Origin of the sequence: Tropicimonas sp. IMCC34043 (assembly GCF_003390845.1) — a bacterium.
Lineage (GTDB): Bacteria > Pseudomonadota > Alphaproteobacteria > Rhodobacterales > Rhodobacteraceae > Tropicimonas.
In genome coordinates, this window is the sequence record NZ_QMEK01000001.1 from 1,695,680 (window position 1) to 1,710,037 (window position 14,358).

Sequence of the window (14,358 nt, forward strand, 5' to 3'; positions counted from 1 at the left end):
TTATTTTTATCAGCCATTTATCGCTCAATCCTCAAGCCCGTTCCTGTCTCATTTGTTGTAAATTGCGCCCATTTCGGGTAGGATTTACAATAAATGTTGTAACTTGGGCCAAATGTTGTAACCCCATGGGTACCATCATCAAGCGAAAGCGCAAAGACGGCACGGCCTCCTGGCTTGCCCAGATCGCCGTTCGGCGGGCTGGAAAAACCGTCTGGCGCGAAAACCGCACATTCGAGCTGCGCTCGACCGCCGCAGCCTGGATCGAGAAGCGCGAGAAGGACCTCGCCAAGCCCGGCGCCCTTGAAAATCTGCCCATCGGAGAGACACGCCGCCGCGAAGTGACCCTCGGCGACGCCATCGACAAATATGTCGAAGACAGCGCGAAGGCAATTGGTCGGACCAAGGCGCAGGTGCTGAAAAGCATCAAGGAGTTCGATATCGCGAACAAGCTGTGTGCCCAGATAGACAGCGCCGACATTGTGAGCTTCGCCAAGGAGAAGCTGAATACCGGTGTCTCGCCGCAAACCGTGTCGAACTACCTGTCTCATCTCAGCGCAGTCTTGACTGTCGCCGGTCCGGCCTGGAACTATCCGCTAGACGAGCGCGCGATGCGCAATGCGATGATTGTCGCGAAGAAGCTAGGTTCCAGACTCATTGATCGTCAAAGCCAGAACATGACGGTTGCGGCGAGGGCGATGGCGGACAGGAAGACTTTGGGGCACCTGTCGTAGCGGGTGGCGATGCGGCGCCAGTCCTTCAGCCTGCCGAACATGATCTCGATCCGGTTGCGCCTTTTGTAACGGCGCTTGTCGTAGCGGATGGCCTTGCCACGCGACTTCCGGCCCGGGATGCACGGACGTATTCCCTTGTCTTTCAACGCATCCCTGAACCAGTCGGCGTCGTAGCCCCGATCGGCGATCAGCCAATCGGCGGCGGGCAGGCTGCCCAAGAGCGCCGCCGCGCCGGTATAGTCGCTGACCTGGCCCGCGGTCATGAAGAACCTCAAGGGGCGGCCCTTGGCGTCCGTGACAGCGTGCAGCTTCGTGTTCAGACCGCCCTTCGTTCGCCCGATCAAGCGCCCGCGCTTGTCGTCGGACCCCCCTTTTTTGCCCGCAGGCTGGAGGCCGTGCGGTGCGCCTTGAGATACGTCGCGTCGATCATGACCGTCTTTTCTTCGGTGCCTTCGGACGCCAGCCCCATCATGATCCGGGCGAAAACTCCCATGTCGCCCCACCGCTTCCATCGGTTGTAAAGGGTCTTGGGCGGGCCATACTCCCGGGGAGCATCACACCACCGCAATCCATTGCGATTGATGAATATTATTCCACTCAGCACACGCCGGTCATCGACCCGAGGCTTCCCGTGGCTCCTCGGAAAGAACGGCTTCAGCCGCTCCATATGCGCATCGGTCAGCCAGAAAAGGTTGCTCATCATCACCCCCGTCAGTCCGGGAGCTTGAATCACGCAGGCCGGGCGGCCTCAAGCAGATCAATGGGTCCTGACCCTAAAAGCAGCCTTTAGCTGCGACACTGAAGATCAGTATTTTGGGCTGGAACCGGCAGCTTTCTGCGATGTGCATGAATGTCCGGTCTACGTAGCGGTTGCGTGTTGTGCATGTCGAGTCGAGAAGCGGCACTCACGCGCCGCCGTCGTGCTTCAGGACCGGGATGCCCAGCTTGCGCGCTTTGTCGGCGAGGTTCTCCTGGATCCCGGTGCCCGGGAAGACCAACACTCCGATCGGCAGAACGTCCAGCATCGCATCGTTGCGCTTGAACGGGGCCGAGCGGCCGTGCTTCGTCCAGTCGGGCCGGAAGGCGACCTGCGGCACCTTGCGGTGATCTGCCCAGCGGGAGGCGATGAGTTCCGCGCCCTTTGGTGATCCTCCGTGGAGCAGCACCATGTCCGGGTGCTTGGAATGTACCCGGTCGAGACGCGACCAGATCAGACGGTGATCGTTGAAATCCGCCCCGCCGGTCACGGCCACCTTCGGACCTTCGGGCAGAAGCAGTTGCGCCTCGGCCCGGCGGCGGGCGGCGAGGAAATCCCGGCTGTCGATCATCGCGGCGGTCAGGTTGCGATGGCTGACGCGCGAGCCGGTCCGAGGATGCCAAGGCTTGCCGAGGTGATGCTCGAAGCCCTCGGCGCCGAGGTCGCGAAAGAGCTCCAGCGCGGTGCGCCGTTCGACCATGCTTTGCCCCTCGGCCACCAGGCGTTCGAGTTCGAGGGATTTGACCTCGGAGCCATCCTGTTCCCGCTGCAGGCGGCGTTGCGCCTGTTCGTTGTCGTCGAGCTGCCGCTCGGCGCGGGCCAGCGCCCGGTGGAAGAGGTTGACCGCGCCCCAGAGCAGTTCGTCGAGATCGGGTTCAAGGCGCGTATCACCAAGCGTCGCGACAAGGGCGTCGAGGATATCGGCGACGGCACCGGCGATCTGGCTGCCCTCGGGCAAGGGGCGTGGATCGGGTTCATCCTCGTATGGGCGCCAGCCGTAGAGCTGGAGTTCGGTCAGGACATGGGCGGTCGAAGATGTGCTGTGGTGCGGCTCGTGGGCATCGGTTTCGGGATCGAGGGTCATCTGCGGTTTCCATCCTCGGGGGAGCCGCGCGCCACACGCGGCCTTCGTGGCAGGAACGCGCCCGCGGGCGGGACGGCCGGGCAGCCCGAGCCTTTCGCGAGGGCCTTGATGGCCAAGCCCGGCTATTTTGCCTCGCGATGCAAAGCGCCCCATCGGGCGCGGCGTAAAAATAGCCGGGCGCGGCCATTGCCGGGCCGTGCCGCTTGTGGGCCCCCTGCCCTCTGAGAAGGCCGTGCGCGCCGGCCCTTCCGTGGATGGGACCAACACGGGACACTCCTCCGAAAGCAATGCTGCGAGCCTTGCAGCGCCAGCTGGATTGCCGCCCTGTCACACCGGCACGAACCGCGCGGCGTCCTCGGCGTGCAAGTGGAGCCGCAGCCGCGTTTGCAAGGCCGCCAGACCATAGCGCCGAAGATCGTCGTTGAAGTCGCCCAATCGCGGCGTGAGAGTCAGCGCCTCGATCCCAACCTCGGCTGCGCGCGCCTGCAGTCGATCCCTTGCCGCCGCGCCTGCGGGATCACGGTCACGCAACACGTAGAGCCGCCGCAGGCCAGCGGCAAACCGGATGGCGGCCAGGTGCCCCGACGACAGCGCCGCGAGTGCGGGCATTTCAGGCAGAGCCGAGCGCACGGAAAGAACCGTCTCGATCCCCTCGCCCGCGATGAGCACGTCACCGGGCGCGCCGAACCGTACCCCGTTCCCGAGCAAAGCCCCCATTGCGCGCCGCGGTGTGTCGATATCGGCCTTGGCGCTCCCGTCCGGGCGCAGCCAGGTGCGATGGGTCCCGGTATGGCGGCCTTCGAGATCGGTGATGGCGGCGAGCATGGCCGGAAGCCGTGCAACCGAACCGCCGCCCTCTGGCCGATAGAAACAGGCGGAATGGAACCGCAGGCTTGGCATTCGGTCAGCCGTTCCGATGCCGCGCCCGCGCAGATAGGTTTCCACTGGAGTGGCGCGGATCGGAACACCCATCGCGAACAGACGCCGCGCCGCCTCCTGAGATCCGGTAGCAGCTGGTGGCTGGGAACGTGGAGAATGCGGTCGAGGTGGATCAGGCAAGGGCAGGCTCAAGAAGCGCCGTGCCTCGTCAGCAACGTCCTTGAAGTCGACCAAGCCGCGGGTTTCGCGGATGACATCGAGCAAGTCGCCATGCTGTCCCGTGGCCGCATCGGTCCATTTTCCAGCGGCACGGTTGCCGGATGACGGCCCGGACAGTCGGACGAACATGGATCGGCCCGGATTGTTCTGAACATTGCCGACCAGCCAGTAGTGACCTTGCTTCCGGCCGCTCGGCAAATAGTAGCGGCACACGGCTTCGGCATTCTCGGCAAGCAGGTGCGAAAGCTCGGTGGCGGGGCTCGTCATGGCAGTCTCCAACAGGTTTGGACAAAATCAGGGGCCCGCCATGACTGACGGGCCCCTGACTTTGGACCTTGGGGAAAGATCCCATGCTGCTCGAAGGTCACTCGGCGGCAGTCCGGGCGAAGGCGTCACCGGCGACGGGATCATCTTCCCCCGTGGGGTCGGAATCTCCGATAGCCGGTTCGCCGCCGTCTTCCGCCGATTGCGCTTCGCCGGTGTCGGCGTCGTCGATCAATTCGATCTCAGGCGCGTCCTCTTCCGGCAGGGGCGGCGTGCGCAGTGGGTCGGGTAGCCAGCCGGTGCCGACGAGCAAGTCCTCTGCAGCGGTCACCATCTCGGCCTTCTTCAGCCCCGCGATCCGATCAGCGGCGTCCTCACCCTTCGCCTCGCGCACGGCTTCGAGGATGCGCGCCTTGGTCACGCGGCCGAGGTAGCTGTCACCCGTCGCCGTCCAGCCCGCCTTGGCCATGTCGAGCCGAACGATCCCGGCCAGCACATCCGCACGCGCGATGGCGCGCGGACGGCGCTGATAGGGGTCGTGGACGGCATTGACACTCATCGCCACGCAATGGGCGAAGAGCGCCTCGCGGCTGCAGCTGTCGAACTCGGTCAGCGCATCCCAGAGGTCTTCTGGCGCTTTCGGCAGGTTCCGTGCCCAGGTCTCGTGACGCTGGTCGATGGCCTGCGCATAGGCCGTGTCGCCGAGGCCCGGCACCTGCGATCCGAACCCCGCGTTACGCGGTTCGATCTCGACGCAGCTGTCGACGGCGTAGCGATAGAAGAGCCGCATGACCATCGCGTGCAGGGCCGCGAGGAAGGCGACCTGCGGGTCCTGGGCCAGCGCATTGCGCAGCGCCAGGGTGCGATGGGCCGTCAGTTCCATGACGAGGCGGTCGGAAAGCGGCTTGAGGCCGTCATCCTCTTCCTCCTCGTCCGAGGCCGACGCAACGGTGTTGTCGGAGTCCTCGACCGGCGCCGCTTCCCGTGCGACCTCGCCGGTGTCCTCCACCTCCTCGACCGGCTCGTCTTCGGGCCGCACATAGCCGCGTTCGACCCGCAGCCGCCCGGAGCTGTCGATGCTGACGAAGGCTCCTGCCAGCGCGAGGTCTTCCGCCTCGAACCGGATCGGACGTGCCTCGTCGGCCTCGAGCGCGTCGTATTCGGTCTTCAGCGCCTGGTAGCTGGCGGCTTCCTCGTCGCTCATCGGCACCGCCTCGCCATGGACCCGGCGCATCCCGAAGGTGTGGCCGTAGGGGAACTCGGTATCGACCTCGACCCATTTCCAGCCCTCGGCGTGCACCGTCTCCGCCTCCTCGGACAGTTTCTCGCGCACCATGACGTCGAGCAGGGCCGCATCCTGCAGCCAGCCGCCATCGTCCTGCTGGAACAGGTCGCGCAGTATCTCGCCCCCGGCCTCGACATAGTTATCGAGTCCGACAAACCGCGCCCGCTTGTCCGTGGCCCGCACCGCACCCTCGGTCAGCATGCGGCGGATTTCACAGGGCTGCCGCGAATAGTGGCGCTGCACCGCCTCCCAAACCTGCTCCTGCCGCGCGTGATCGGGGTTGACCGTGAAGGCCATGAGTTGGTCTAGCGTCATCGCCTCCTCGGCATAGGCGTCGAGCAGCGACGGCGCGACGGCGGCGAGCTTCAGCCGCTGTTTGACCACGCTGGCCGAGACGAAGAACGCCGCGGCGATCTCCTCCTCGGTCCGGCCCTTCTCGCGCATCGCCTGGAAGGCGCGGAATTGGTCGAGCGGATGCAGCGGCGCGCGCTGGACGTTCTCGGCAAGGCTGTCCTCCTCGGCGAGCCCATCGGTGCGCACGATGCAGGGCACGAGCGCGGTCTTGTTCATGCGCGTCTGCTTCACGAGCAGTTCCAGCGCCCGGAACCGCCGCCCGCCGGCGGGGATCGTGTACATGCCGGTCTCGGCGCCATTGTCATCCAGCACGGGCCGCACGGTGATGGAACTGAGCAGCGTCCGCCGCGCGATGTCCTCGGCCAGTTCCTCGATCGACACGTCGGCCTTGACGTGGCGCACGTTCGACTGGCTGAGCATCAGCTTGTTGAAGGGGAGGTCGCGCGAGGCGCTGAGAGTGATCTTCTGTTGCTTGGTCATCGGGATATCTCCGCGACAGGCCAGCCGGGAGCCTCTCTCCCGACCTCCAAACCCGTCACGGAAAACCCGGCACCCCTCTCACTCTGCGGGCCAAAGTGCTTTGATTGTACAAATGATAAGAGTTTGCCAACATGCGTTTTCGGCGCGATGTGTTGCGGCTATCTGCACTCGGCTTCGGATTTTACGCTGATGCTTTGTGCTGCCCGAGCGCCTCTTCCAATACGTCGAACGGTATACCCGGCTTTTGAATTCCCATCCCAATTGCCAAAGAACTCTTAACGGTGATGACGTTGTCAATTCTTGAAATCCTATCAATTAGATTTTGACCATCTTCCAAGTCGAAGATCATACATTTCAACAGAAAGTCGATCTCTCCGTTAAGCATGCTGCAAGCACGGACTTGCTCTATTTTGGCACAACTAGCTTCAAAGTCTGACAGCGCCTTTTCCGATCGGTCCTTCAATGCCAGCATTACAAAGAGTATCGATGAAACGCCAACTCTCTCCGGATCTACATCTGCCCAATAACCCTTTATGAAACCGTGCTCTTCAAGAAGCCTTACCCTCTGAACCACGGAAGATGACGAAACACCCAATGATTCAGACATTTCTTGCGCTGTTCGCCGACCATCATCTTGTAGGAGCTGTAGAATTAGCCTGTCAATTGGATCTAGCCTCGCCTTCAATGGCCTTTCTTCGGAAATGCCATCAGTCTCTGCACGCAGAGCGGTCGGCCGCCTAAATACCTTCGGGCCCTTTACTGACTTTGGATTTGTGCCCAGGATAACTGGAAGTTGATCTTCATAAATGTAGATACCGTCAAGAATAGCACCAAGAAACGAGACACTTGACAAATCGCTCCTCCGAAAATCCATATCAGACCAATCAAAACCCTCGAAGAATTCCTGCGGATTTAATCCAACTCGTTCTACTGCAGCAATTGGGTCCGTCATATCTCCGTTGACAATCTCAATGACGGCATTGGAGCTTTCTTCGTCGAAACTTAACTTTCTCCTCATGCGATTGCCTCACCAATGCTAAGCTCGATGAAGTCATCGCCAGCCTTTAACCGATCGCGAATCATTTTGGCGATTATGCGCTTCCTAGCGTGGCTTTGCTGTATCGGCTCCAACTCATTGCTAAAATCTGGATGGAAACTCACATCCATGTCGGCCTGAAATGCTCCAATCGATATTTTTACGCTCGCGCCTTTTCTACAGTCTATCTTTGCAAGTCTCGCATTGGTGATCAATCCAATCAAGTATCCCGCATCTGACGGCTGTACCACCCACTGCTTCTCCTCACCGGGCAGTTCCTGAAGAAAAACACCGTCAACCGAGCCGTTTTCCGGAGGACTGCTTGGGACCAAATTGGAGAGAGACTGGACAACTTGTCCATCTGTTTTAAGAATAATGCGTGCTTCGCGAAATCCAACTTTTGCTCTGCCAAGTGTGAACTTCACAGTTCCTCGGCCACCAGTCATCTCTGTATCTACTTCGATGGTTTCGCTCAGCCTAAAATGGATACTTGTTGCCGACACCTCGTACCGCTCAATTTCGTCAATTGGGGCGTTGGTGAGGAGTTTTAAGGCTAGGGATCGAAAATGGATAGCTTGAGTTGTATTTCTGGTCTGATCCTTGAACAAGCCATCTTCCGTTGGATCACAGCCTGTCACTTCATGGATGGCTGCACACACTTTAATACTAAGGCTTTTTGTTGTCTTTATTTTTCCAGTTCGCCAGTCACTCCAAGTCTTGCGAGATGTCGGCAGACCCAAGCCTGATCTTTTTGAACCAAAGGTACGAGACGCAATTTGATCGTAGAACGCTCTTGCGGCGTCGTTCTCGATCTGCCCATGAAGCTGTTTCCATTTATCGAATGCTTCGGCCGCGCGGATAGGGCTTACTGATACAAGCTTCTGATTGTTAGCCATGATCTCATAGCCCTCGCGCATGAACCCCGGACGCTGCGTTAGCATATCCGGACCGTTGCTTTGCAATCCAGACGCTGAGAGCCTCGATGCCGGACGCCTCAACAGCGAGATCTAGCCTACAGTGAAACAAGGTTGAAGGCGAAAGATTATGACACCGTATGAATGGACGATGCTGATCCTGTCGCTAGCGATGTTGATAGTATCGATATTGAGCGTCTTGGGAACGTGAGCAAACTGAGTTGGCGGTCGTGGCATCGTGGCCGCCAACTCAAACTGGCCTAAGAAGGTGTAGAGACATGATCGCGGTGAAGTGATCAAGGCCAATAACTGGCCAGCAACGCCTTCGCCTTCCCCTCCATCACCAACCGCGCATCCTGCTGCGGCTTCGACCTGGCGACCGCGGTTATCCCCTGCACGAAGTCGAACACGCTCTCGGGCGGGCGGCCTTCCTCGGCCGGCACCGTTTGGACAATCCGCCCCGTTTCTGCCTTCGAGAAGCCGCGTTTGCGCAGGAAATCCTGCCGGTCCTCGTCCGTCCGTGCGACGATCTTATCCCGCGCGGCGCGGATGCCGTCGATGAAGGGCGCGGGCGAGGACTCGGCGAAGCGGCTTAGCGCCGGGGCGGCCTCGTGGGCGAAGCGCGACGCGGCGTACTTCGAGTGCCGGATGGTGATCTCCTGGAAGTACTCGACGCCCCAGAGGTTGCGGTTCTGGCAGACCGCGCGCAGGAAAAAGCTGGCGATGCCGAGCGTCTTGGCTCCCACTTTCGAATTCCAGCAATAGAACCCCCGGAAATAGAGGTCGGGCGTGCCGTCGGGCAGCAGCCCCGCCTCGATCGGGTTCAGGTCATCAACGAGGAACAGGAACACGTCGCGGTCGGAGGCGTAGAGCGTCGTCGTCTCTTTCGTAACGTCAACGCGCCGGTTGTAGGCACCCGTCGACCAGTCGAGTACGCCCGGCACCTTCCAGCGCGTGTCGCCGGTGCCGTTGCCCGCAATGCGCTGGACGGCGGAGACCAGTTCGTGATCGTAGATGCGGCCGTAGTCAGGGCCGGTCACCGCACGCAGCTCTGTGCAGCCATCCGCGACCTCCATGGTCTTGATCTGCTCGGCCCAGTGGTTGGTCAGCTCGTATTGCAGGTTGATCCCCGCGAGCGGCGCGGGCAATTGCCGCAGATAAGCTGCAGGCGCGCCGACGAGGCTCGAGAGCTGGCCAAAGCTCCAATGCGTCGGCGCGATCGGTTCATCCTCGCCTGGCAGGACAAGTCCCAGCTTCTCCGGGTTGTCCCGATGCGCCTCGACCCGGATCGCCGCGCTCTCCACGGTGCGCGTCCGGCTCCGATCCGCCCGGCCCTTGACCGATGCGAAGAGATCGTCGAGCGACAGATACCGCTCGTCATCCGGCCGCGAGAACCACTCGGACGACACGCGGTCCACGTTCGTTCCGCGCGACACATCCACCTTGTAGCCGCCGCTCATGTCACGCCCGGCATCGATAATCTCGGTGTACATTGGGAAACCTCCGCGACGGGCGCCGGAGGCCTCTCCTCCAGCCTTCAACCCGTCACGGCCCTCCCTGCCCGCCTCTGACTCTCGGAGAACCGGTGAACGTCCGCAGGAAGTCCGCCGATTTGATCGCATTCTGTCCTATTTCTTCGCCCCCTTCTGCCGCCGCTTGCAGCCCTTTTCACGATCAAGGTCCCTCATCCCGCCAAACGCCGCCGCCCGCTCGCATTGATGGAGAACGTGGCTGAGGCCAGGATGTGGAGCAGAGAAACCACCGAGACTGACCGATGACCACGCTTTTCCTTCTGATGGCTCAAAATGATGGCCGCGCGGTCGTGCCGGTCGATACGGTCTGCAAAGACTACTTTTCCCATCTGACCTTGCCGAAGTTTCTCAGGAAGGTCAGTTCCGGTGAGATCGATCTGCCCTTGGTGCGATCGGAGCGCAGCCAGAAGAGCGCGAAGGGCGTCCACCTCTCGGATCTAGCCACCTATCTCGACAAGCGTCGCGAGGTCGCGCTGTACGAGCGGGACGCCTTCAAATAGCGGCCTGCGGCTCTTCAAATGAGGGCCGTTCAGTGGCCCAAAAACACCCTCTGGACGTGATCTCGCGAAGGATTTTGTCACCGCATCGATCCGTCCAATCCAGCTGACCAAAGCTTCGCAGGTGAAAAACTGGGCAAAAGCTCTCCAGCCCTATCCCAAACATCTGAAATTAAATTCGAAAATGGAACCATCAGACGATGGCCCGTCAGATTTTCTGCCTACTTTTTGTGCGCATGACCGGGACGGACTTACAACATGATTTACAACACGAGTTACAACATGACCTCAAGAAATTGAAAAATCACAGGCTTTTCGAACCGTCGGTCCAATCCATCATGGGCGCAACCGACAAACGCGATGCCTGACAAGATATTGATTCAAATTCCATATTCATCGATCCACTGTCAGCCTGTCGCCTACGAAATCATTCGATTTCAGCGGGTTTTGCCGGGTTCCCGGAGCGGGATTGCGACGGCGCAGCAACATGCATGACAGGCCTCAAGCACGGTCGAGAGGCCTTCCCGCGCCGTCGGAGCGCCTCGATTTCCGGGTTTCTGAACCCGGACCAACCTTCCGTCCGCAATCAACCGAGGACGCCCGAATGTGGCCGCCAACATCATCGCCTTTCCCGGCCCCATGCTGCCATCTGCCCCGCAACCCCGACCGAGAACCAGAAGCGCGATGCCAATGCCCGCGCCCTGTGCCGCAAGGAACCCCGCCAGAGAGCAACTCTCAAGCGTCGTCGAACGGTCGCCACAAGAAAGACGATAATTCTCGCAGCGTCGAGCCGAACATTCAAGAGATCTGCGGCGAGAATAACAGGCGCTCCTGCCGCGCCCGGATCAGAAAATCCGTCGCCGGGAAAAGCGTCAGCTTTACCAGGACCCTTTCCACGCTCGCAATGGCAAGAAAGCGGAAGAAGATGAAACTCGCAAAGATCGAAATCGATGGCGCGCAGGCGGTATCAAGCTGCGCCTGCTTCGGGTGCCGAACCTCTCGCGCCTCGCTGACACATTGGCAGAGGTTACGCGTCAGGAAACGCGGGACAGTGTGGCGGCAGACGGCGCCGAGAATACGCCGCGTTGAGTTTGTTGCCAGGACTGATACGCTGACCGGACCGAGGGGTGCCCTGACAAGGGGTTGAGATACTGATGGCGGGGCGGTCACGATGGCCGCAGGCAGCGCAGTGACCCTTTGAACCTGATCCGGATCATGCCGGCGAAGGGACAGGACCGCCGTGCTCTCTCCCTTGCCGGCCTCAGCACAGGAGGTCGCAATGCCCATCCCCCAAACTCCCGGTCCGGCCGACCGCCCGATTGCCGCGACCATTACCGTTGTCATTCGCGACGGCCGGGTGCTCCTGGTGCGGCGTGCCAATCCGCCCGATGCCGGGCGTTGGGGCTTTCCCGGAGGCAAGGTCGAACGCGGCGAGACCCTGTTCGAAGCGGCGCTCCGCGAGTTGGCGGAGGAAACCGGCGTGACGGCGCAGGCCCTGCGCATCGTCACGGCGGTGGACGCCTTCGACCACGCACCCGAGGGCGCGCTTCGCCACCACTTTATCCTGGTTGCCGTGCTGTGCCGATGGACCGCGGGCGAACCCGTCGCCAGTGACGATGCCCTCGACGCCCGTTGGATCGCGCTTGAAGGTCTTGCCACCGCCGATCTGGCACTCAGCCTCGACGTTGCCGAGGTGGCAGCGCAGGCTGCCGCGCTGATGCGAGGGGCACAATCATGATCGCCAATGTCCTGACCGTTGCGGCCACCGATCCTCCGCGCCGCGGGAGGACCGCAAGGGCCGGCCCAAGCAAACCGCCGAGCCGCATATCGCGTTGCCAGTCAGGCGCCAGTGCCCGTTCGATGGCACGCGACAGGCGCAGGCGGCCGGCATGGCGCTGCAATCGTCCTGCCGGCGGACGCGTTGCGATTGCAACCGGCGAGGAGCCCGTCATTCGCGGGCGCGGATGACCTCGGCAAATTTCGTGAAGATCTCGGCGTTGCCGGCGAGGATGGAGCCATCCTCGAAGATATCGCCACCCGCGCGCAGCGATTCTGCAAAACCGCCCGCCTCGCGCACGATCACCAGCCCCGCGGCCACGTCGTGGACCTTGACCTCGCGCTCCCAATAGCCCTCGTAGCGGCCGGCGGCGACATAGGCGAGATCGAGTGCCGCCGCGCCCCAGCGGCGCACACCGGCGCATTGCGGCATCAGCCGGCCGAGATCCAGAAGCTCTGCGGGCAGCGTGCGCTTGGCGTTCCAGGGGATGCCGGTGGCAAAGATCGCCTCGCTCAGCTGGCGCCGCCCCGAAACCCGGATCCTCGTGTCGTTCATCCAGGCGCCGGCGCCCTTCTCGGCCACGAACATCTCGTCCTTGGCCGCATCGAAGATCACGCCCGAGATGATCTCGCCCTTGTGTTCGAGCGCGATCGAAATCGCCCAGTGCGGCAGCCCGTGCAGATAGTTCGTGGTGCCGTCGAGCGGATCGACGATCCAGCGCCGGGTCGGGTCCTTGCCCTCGACCGCGCCGCTTTCCTCGCCGTACCAGCCATAGTTCGGGCGGGCCAGGGTCAGGTCTTCACGAATGATCGCCTCGGCCGCCAGATCGGCCTTGGTCACGAAATCGCCCGGCCCCTTGAGGCCGACCTGCAGGTTCTCGACCTCGCGAAAGTCCTTCACGAGCGACCGGCCAGCCCTGCGGGCGGCCTTGATCATGACGTTGAGATTTGCGCTGCCCTGCATGGCCCCGGCTCCTTCATTCAGGCGGCGGCTATACGACGCGCTGCCTGCAATGCCAAGCGCGAAACCATTTCCCGCCCGCGGCGGCCGGTTGCCGCCGTCGCGCGCTTTGACCCGCCCCAGCGACGCCAGGATGCAGGGTTGCAAATCCAGCGGAGGGGACGCAGACGGATCTTTGGGATGGCGTTAAGTTATGTTAACTTGGGGATATATTGATTTACCCAGGAACATGAAAATGAATCCGTTTCTTGCCATAGCCGGTTCGATCATGCCCGATGTTCTGCGTATTGCGCTCGAAGGACGGGGCGGTCCGGACAGCAACCCCTTCACACAATCCGTCGTTTCTGCCGTTAAGACAATTCTGGGAGAGGACGACCCGGACAAGGCCCGCGAGAAGATTGCGGCCGATCCGGCCAAGGCGGATGCCTTGCGTCTGGAACTTGCCAAGCTGGCGCAGGCAGAGCTGAAGCTGCGGCTCGATGCCGAGCGGGACGAGCGCCAGCAAGAGCTTGAGACACTGACCAAGAAGCTCGAAGCGCAGGCAAAGGACCGGGACCGCGAGCTTTCCGAGATGACACGGCGGCTGGAAGACACGGCCAACGCACGTCAGACAATGACCACGCTTGCCGCGGCGGGGAACCCACTGTCCAAGGCCCCGGCGGTGGTTTCGGGCATCATCGTCTTTGGTTTCGTCCTGACGCTGATCATCCTGTTGACCTGGAGCATTCCCTCCACACCTGGAAACGAGATGCAGTGGCAGATCATCAACATCGTGATCGGCGCACTGACGGCGTCTTTCGCGACGGTGGTCAGCTTCTGGCTCGGGTCCTCGCAAGGCTCGCGCAACAAGGACATGGCCAACGTGATCTCGCAGGAGACCCAGGTCCGGGCCAGCCGCGAGCGCGAGACGCAGATGGCCGACCGCTATACCCAGATCGAGAAGACGGTCAGCGAGATCGACCGCAACGTCGTCAAGAACACCGCGATCGCCACCAGCGTCGCCACCGAAGTCGCCAAGGCTCAGGCACCGGCCGTGGTGGCGGAGGCGACCGACAAGCCGAAGTTCGCCAACGAAACGAACTTCGGCGCCTGCGTCGACATCATCCTCGGCCACGAGGGCGGCTTTAACGATGATCCGCAGGACCCCGGCGGCGCGACCAACCTCGGCATCACGCTTGCCACGCTGCGCAGCCACAGGGGAGAGCCGGTCACCAAGGACGATGTGCGCAACCTGACCGTCGAGGAAGCGCGCGAGATCTATCGCACCCGCTACTGGAATGCGCTGCGGTGCGACGAGCTTGCCCATGGCGTCGATCTGATGGTGTTCGACTTCGGCGTGAACGCCGGTCCGGGCCGCGCCGCCCGGCTGTTGCAGAAGGTGGTCGGAGCCAACCAGGACGGGATGATCGGCCCGGTGACAGTGGCCGCGGCAAAAGCGGTCGACCCGGCCTTTATCATCAAGCGCTACAGCGAACTTCGGCTTGAGTATTACAAGGGGCTTTCGACCTGGCCCAGGTTCGGGCGCGGCTGGGCGCGGCGCACGGCCGAGACCCTGACCCGGGCGCAGTCGATGCTGTGAAATCCCGGCG

The 14,358-nt window shown here is 61.9% G+C and carries 11 protein-coding genes, 1 pseudogene and 1 riboswitch; of the genes and pseudogenes, 4 read left to right on the plus strand and 8 right to left on the minus strand.

The features are described from left to right. The first annotated feature begins 125 nt into the window (after window positions 1–125). The gene (locus DQG17_RS07945) at window positions 126–731 is read left to right on the plus strand and encodes a hypothetical protein (RefSeq protein ID WP_198666049.1); all 606 of its coding nucleotides are present in this window, start codon (window positions 126–128) and stop codon (window positions 729–731) included. On the opposite strand, the pseudogene DQG17_RS07950 reads toward DQG17_RS07945, so the two are convergent. The 7 genes and pseudogenes from DQG17_RS07950 to DQG17_RS07975 all read right to left on the minus strand — a co-directional run bounded on the left by DQG17_RS07950 (window position 662) and on the right by DQG17_RS07975 (window position 9,496). Further along, a pseudogene (locus tag DQG17_RS07950) lies at window positions 662–1,431 on the minus strand (IS5 family transposase). The gene DQG17_RS07945 and the pseudogene DQG17_RS07950 sit on opposite strands and share 70 nt — an antisense overlap. 205 nt (window positions 1,432–1,636) lie before the next feature. Then, window positions 1,637–2,572: a DUF2493 domain-containing protein gene (locus DQG17_RS07955; protein WP_116132165.1), complete on the minus strand. Its 936-nt coding sequence runs from the start codon at window positions 2,570–2,572 to the stop codon at window positions 1,637–1,639. Window positions 2,573–2,899: 327 nt separating this feature from the next. Next, window positions 2,900–3,937: a toprim domain-containing protein gene (locus tag DQG17_RS07960; RefSeq protein WP_116132166.1), complete on the minus strand. Its 1,038-nt coding sequence runs from the start codon at window positions 3,935–3,937 to the stop codon at window positions 2,900–2,902. A 97-nt stretch (window positions 3,938–4,034) separates the two neighbouring features. Next, the gene (locus DQG17_RS07965; protein ID WP_116132167.1) at window positions 4,035–6,053 is read right to left on the minus strand and encodes a ParB N-terminal domain-containing protein; all 2,019 of its coding nucleotides are present in this window, start codon (window positions 6,051–6,053) and stop codon (window positions 4,035–4,037) included. A gap of 181 nt (window positions 6,054–6,234) precedes the next feature. Further along, window positions 6,235–7,071 (minus strand): Lrp/AsnC family transcriptional regulator, encoded by an 837-nt coding sequence (locus DQG17_RS07970; protein WP_116132168.1) that lies wholly within the window; start codon window positions 7,069–7,071, stop codon window positions 6,235–6,237. Beyond that, window positions 7,068–7,985 carry a hypothetical protein gene (locus DQG17_RS21640; RefSeq protein WP_157973552.1) on the minus strand — a complete coding sequence of 306 codons (918 nt, stop codon included), beginning with the start codon at window positions 7,983–7,985 and terminating at the stop codon, window positions 7,068–7,070. The genes DQG17_RS07970 and DQG17_RS21640 overlap by 4 nt, the downstream gene beginning before the upstream one ends. Before the next feature lie 314 nt (window positions 7,986–8,299). After that, window positions 8,300–9,496 (minus strand): DUF932 domain-containing protein, encoded by a 1,197-nt coding sequence (locus tag DQG17_RS07975; protein ID WP_116132169.1) that lies wholly within the window; start codon window positions 9,494–9,496, stop codon window positions 8,300–8,302. 281 nt (window positions 9,497–9,777) lie between these two features. On the opposite strand from DQG17_RS07975, the gene DQG17_RS07980 reads away from it, so the two are divergent. Together DQG17_RS07980 and DQG17_RS07985 are read left to right on the plus strand one after the other, a co-directional pair. After that, window positions 9,778–10,035, plus strand: a complete 258-nt coding sequence (locus DQG17_RS07980) for a pyocin activator PrtN family protein (RefSeq protein WP_116132170.1) — start codon at window positions 9,778–9,780, stop codon at window positions 10,033–10,035. A gap of 1,110 nt (window positions 10,036–11,145) precedes the next feature. Beyond that, a riboswitch (TPP riboswitch) is annotated at window positions 11,146–11,280 on the plus strand. 31 nt (window positions 11,281–11,311) lie between these two features. Further along, window positions 11,312–11,770 (plus strand): NUDIX hydrolase, encoded by a 459-nt coding sequence (locus tag DQG17_RS07985; RefSeq protein WP_116132171.1) that lies wholly within the window; start codon window positions 11,312–11,314, stop codon window positions 11,768–11,770. 210 nt (window positions 11,771–11,980) lie between these two features. Here the strand turns inward: DQG17_RS07985 and DQG17_RS07990 are convergent, their stop codons facing one another. Beyond that, window positions 11,981–12,772 (minus strand): inositol monophosphatase family protein, encoded by a 792-nt coding sequence (locus DQG17_RS07990; RefSeq protein WP_116132172.1) that lies wholly within the window; start codon window positions 12,770–12,772, stop codon window positions 11,981–11,983. 232 nt (window positions 12,773–13,004) lie between these two features. Between DQG17_RS07990 and DQG17_RS07995 the strand changes: the two genes are divergently transcribed. Beyond that, the gene (locus tag DQG17_RS07995) at window positions 13,005–14,348 is read left to right on the plus strand and encodes a glycosyl hydrolase 108 family protein (protein WP_198666050.1); all 1,344 of its coding nucleotides are present in this window, start codon (window positions 13,005–13,007) and stop codon (window positions 14,346–14,348) included. Window positions 14,349–14,358 lie beyond the last annotated feature (10 nt).

Excerpts from the sequence above, each read along its gene's own strand:
- DQG17_RS07945 (WP_198666049.1), top strand. The coding sequence starts at position 126 with ATGGGTACCATCATCAAGCGAAAGCGCAAAGACGGCACGGCCTCCTGG.
- DQG17_RS07955 (WP_116132165.1), bottom strand. The coding sequence starts at position 2,572 with ATGACCCTCGATCCCGAAACCGATGCCCACGAGCCGCACCACAGCACA.
- DQG17_RS07960 (WP_116132166.1), bottom strand. The coding sequence starts at position 3,937 with ATGACGAGCCCCGCCACCGAGCTTTCGCACCTGCTTGCCGAGAATGCC.
- DQG17_RS07965 (WP_116132167.1), bottom strand. The coding sequence starts at position 6,053 with ATGACCAAGCAACAGAAGATCACTCTCAGCGCCTCGCGCGACCTCCCC.
- DQG17_RS07970 (WP_116132168.1), bottom strand. The coding sequence starts at position 7,071 with ATGAGGAGAAAGTTAAGTTTCGACGAAGAAAGCTCCAATGCCGTCATT.
- DQG17_RS21640 (WP_157973552.1), bottom strand. The coding sequence starts at position 7,985 with ATGGCTAACAATCAGAAGCTTGTATCAGTAAGCCCTATCCGCGCGGCC.
- DQG17_RS07975 (WP_116132169.1), bottom strand. The coding sequence starts at position 9,496 with ATGTACACCGAGATTATCGATGCCGGGCGTGACATGAGCGGCGGCTAC.
- DQG17_RS07980 (WP_116132170.1), top strand. The coding sequence starts at position 9,778 with ATGACCACGCTTTTCCTTCTGATGGCTCAAAATGATGGCCGCGCGGTC.
- DQG17_RS07985 (WP_116132171.1), top strand. The coding sequence starts at position 11,312 with ATGCCCATCCCCCAAACTCCCGGTCCGGCCGACCGCCCGATTGCCGCG.
- DQG17_RS07990 (WP_116132172.1), bottom strand. The coding sequence starts at position 12,772 with ATGCAGGGCAGCGCAAATCTCAACGTCATGATCAAGGCCGCCCGCAGG.
- DQG17_RS07995 (WP_198666050.1), top strand. The coding sequence starts at position 13,005 with ATGAATCCGTTTCTTGCCATAGCCGGTTCGATCATGCCCGATGTTCTG.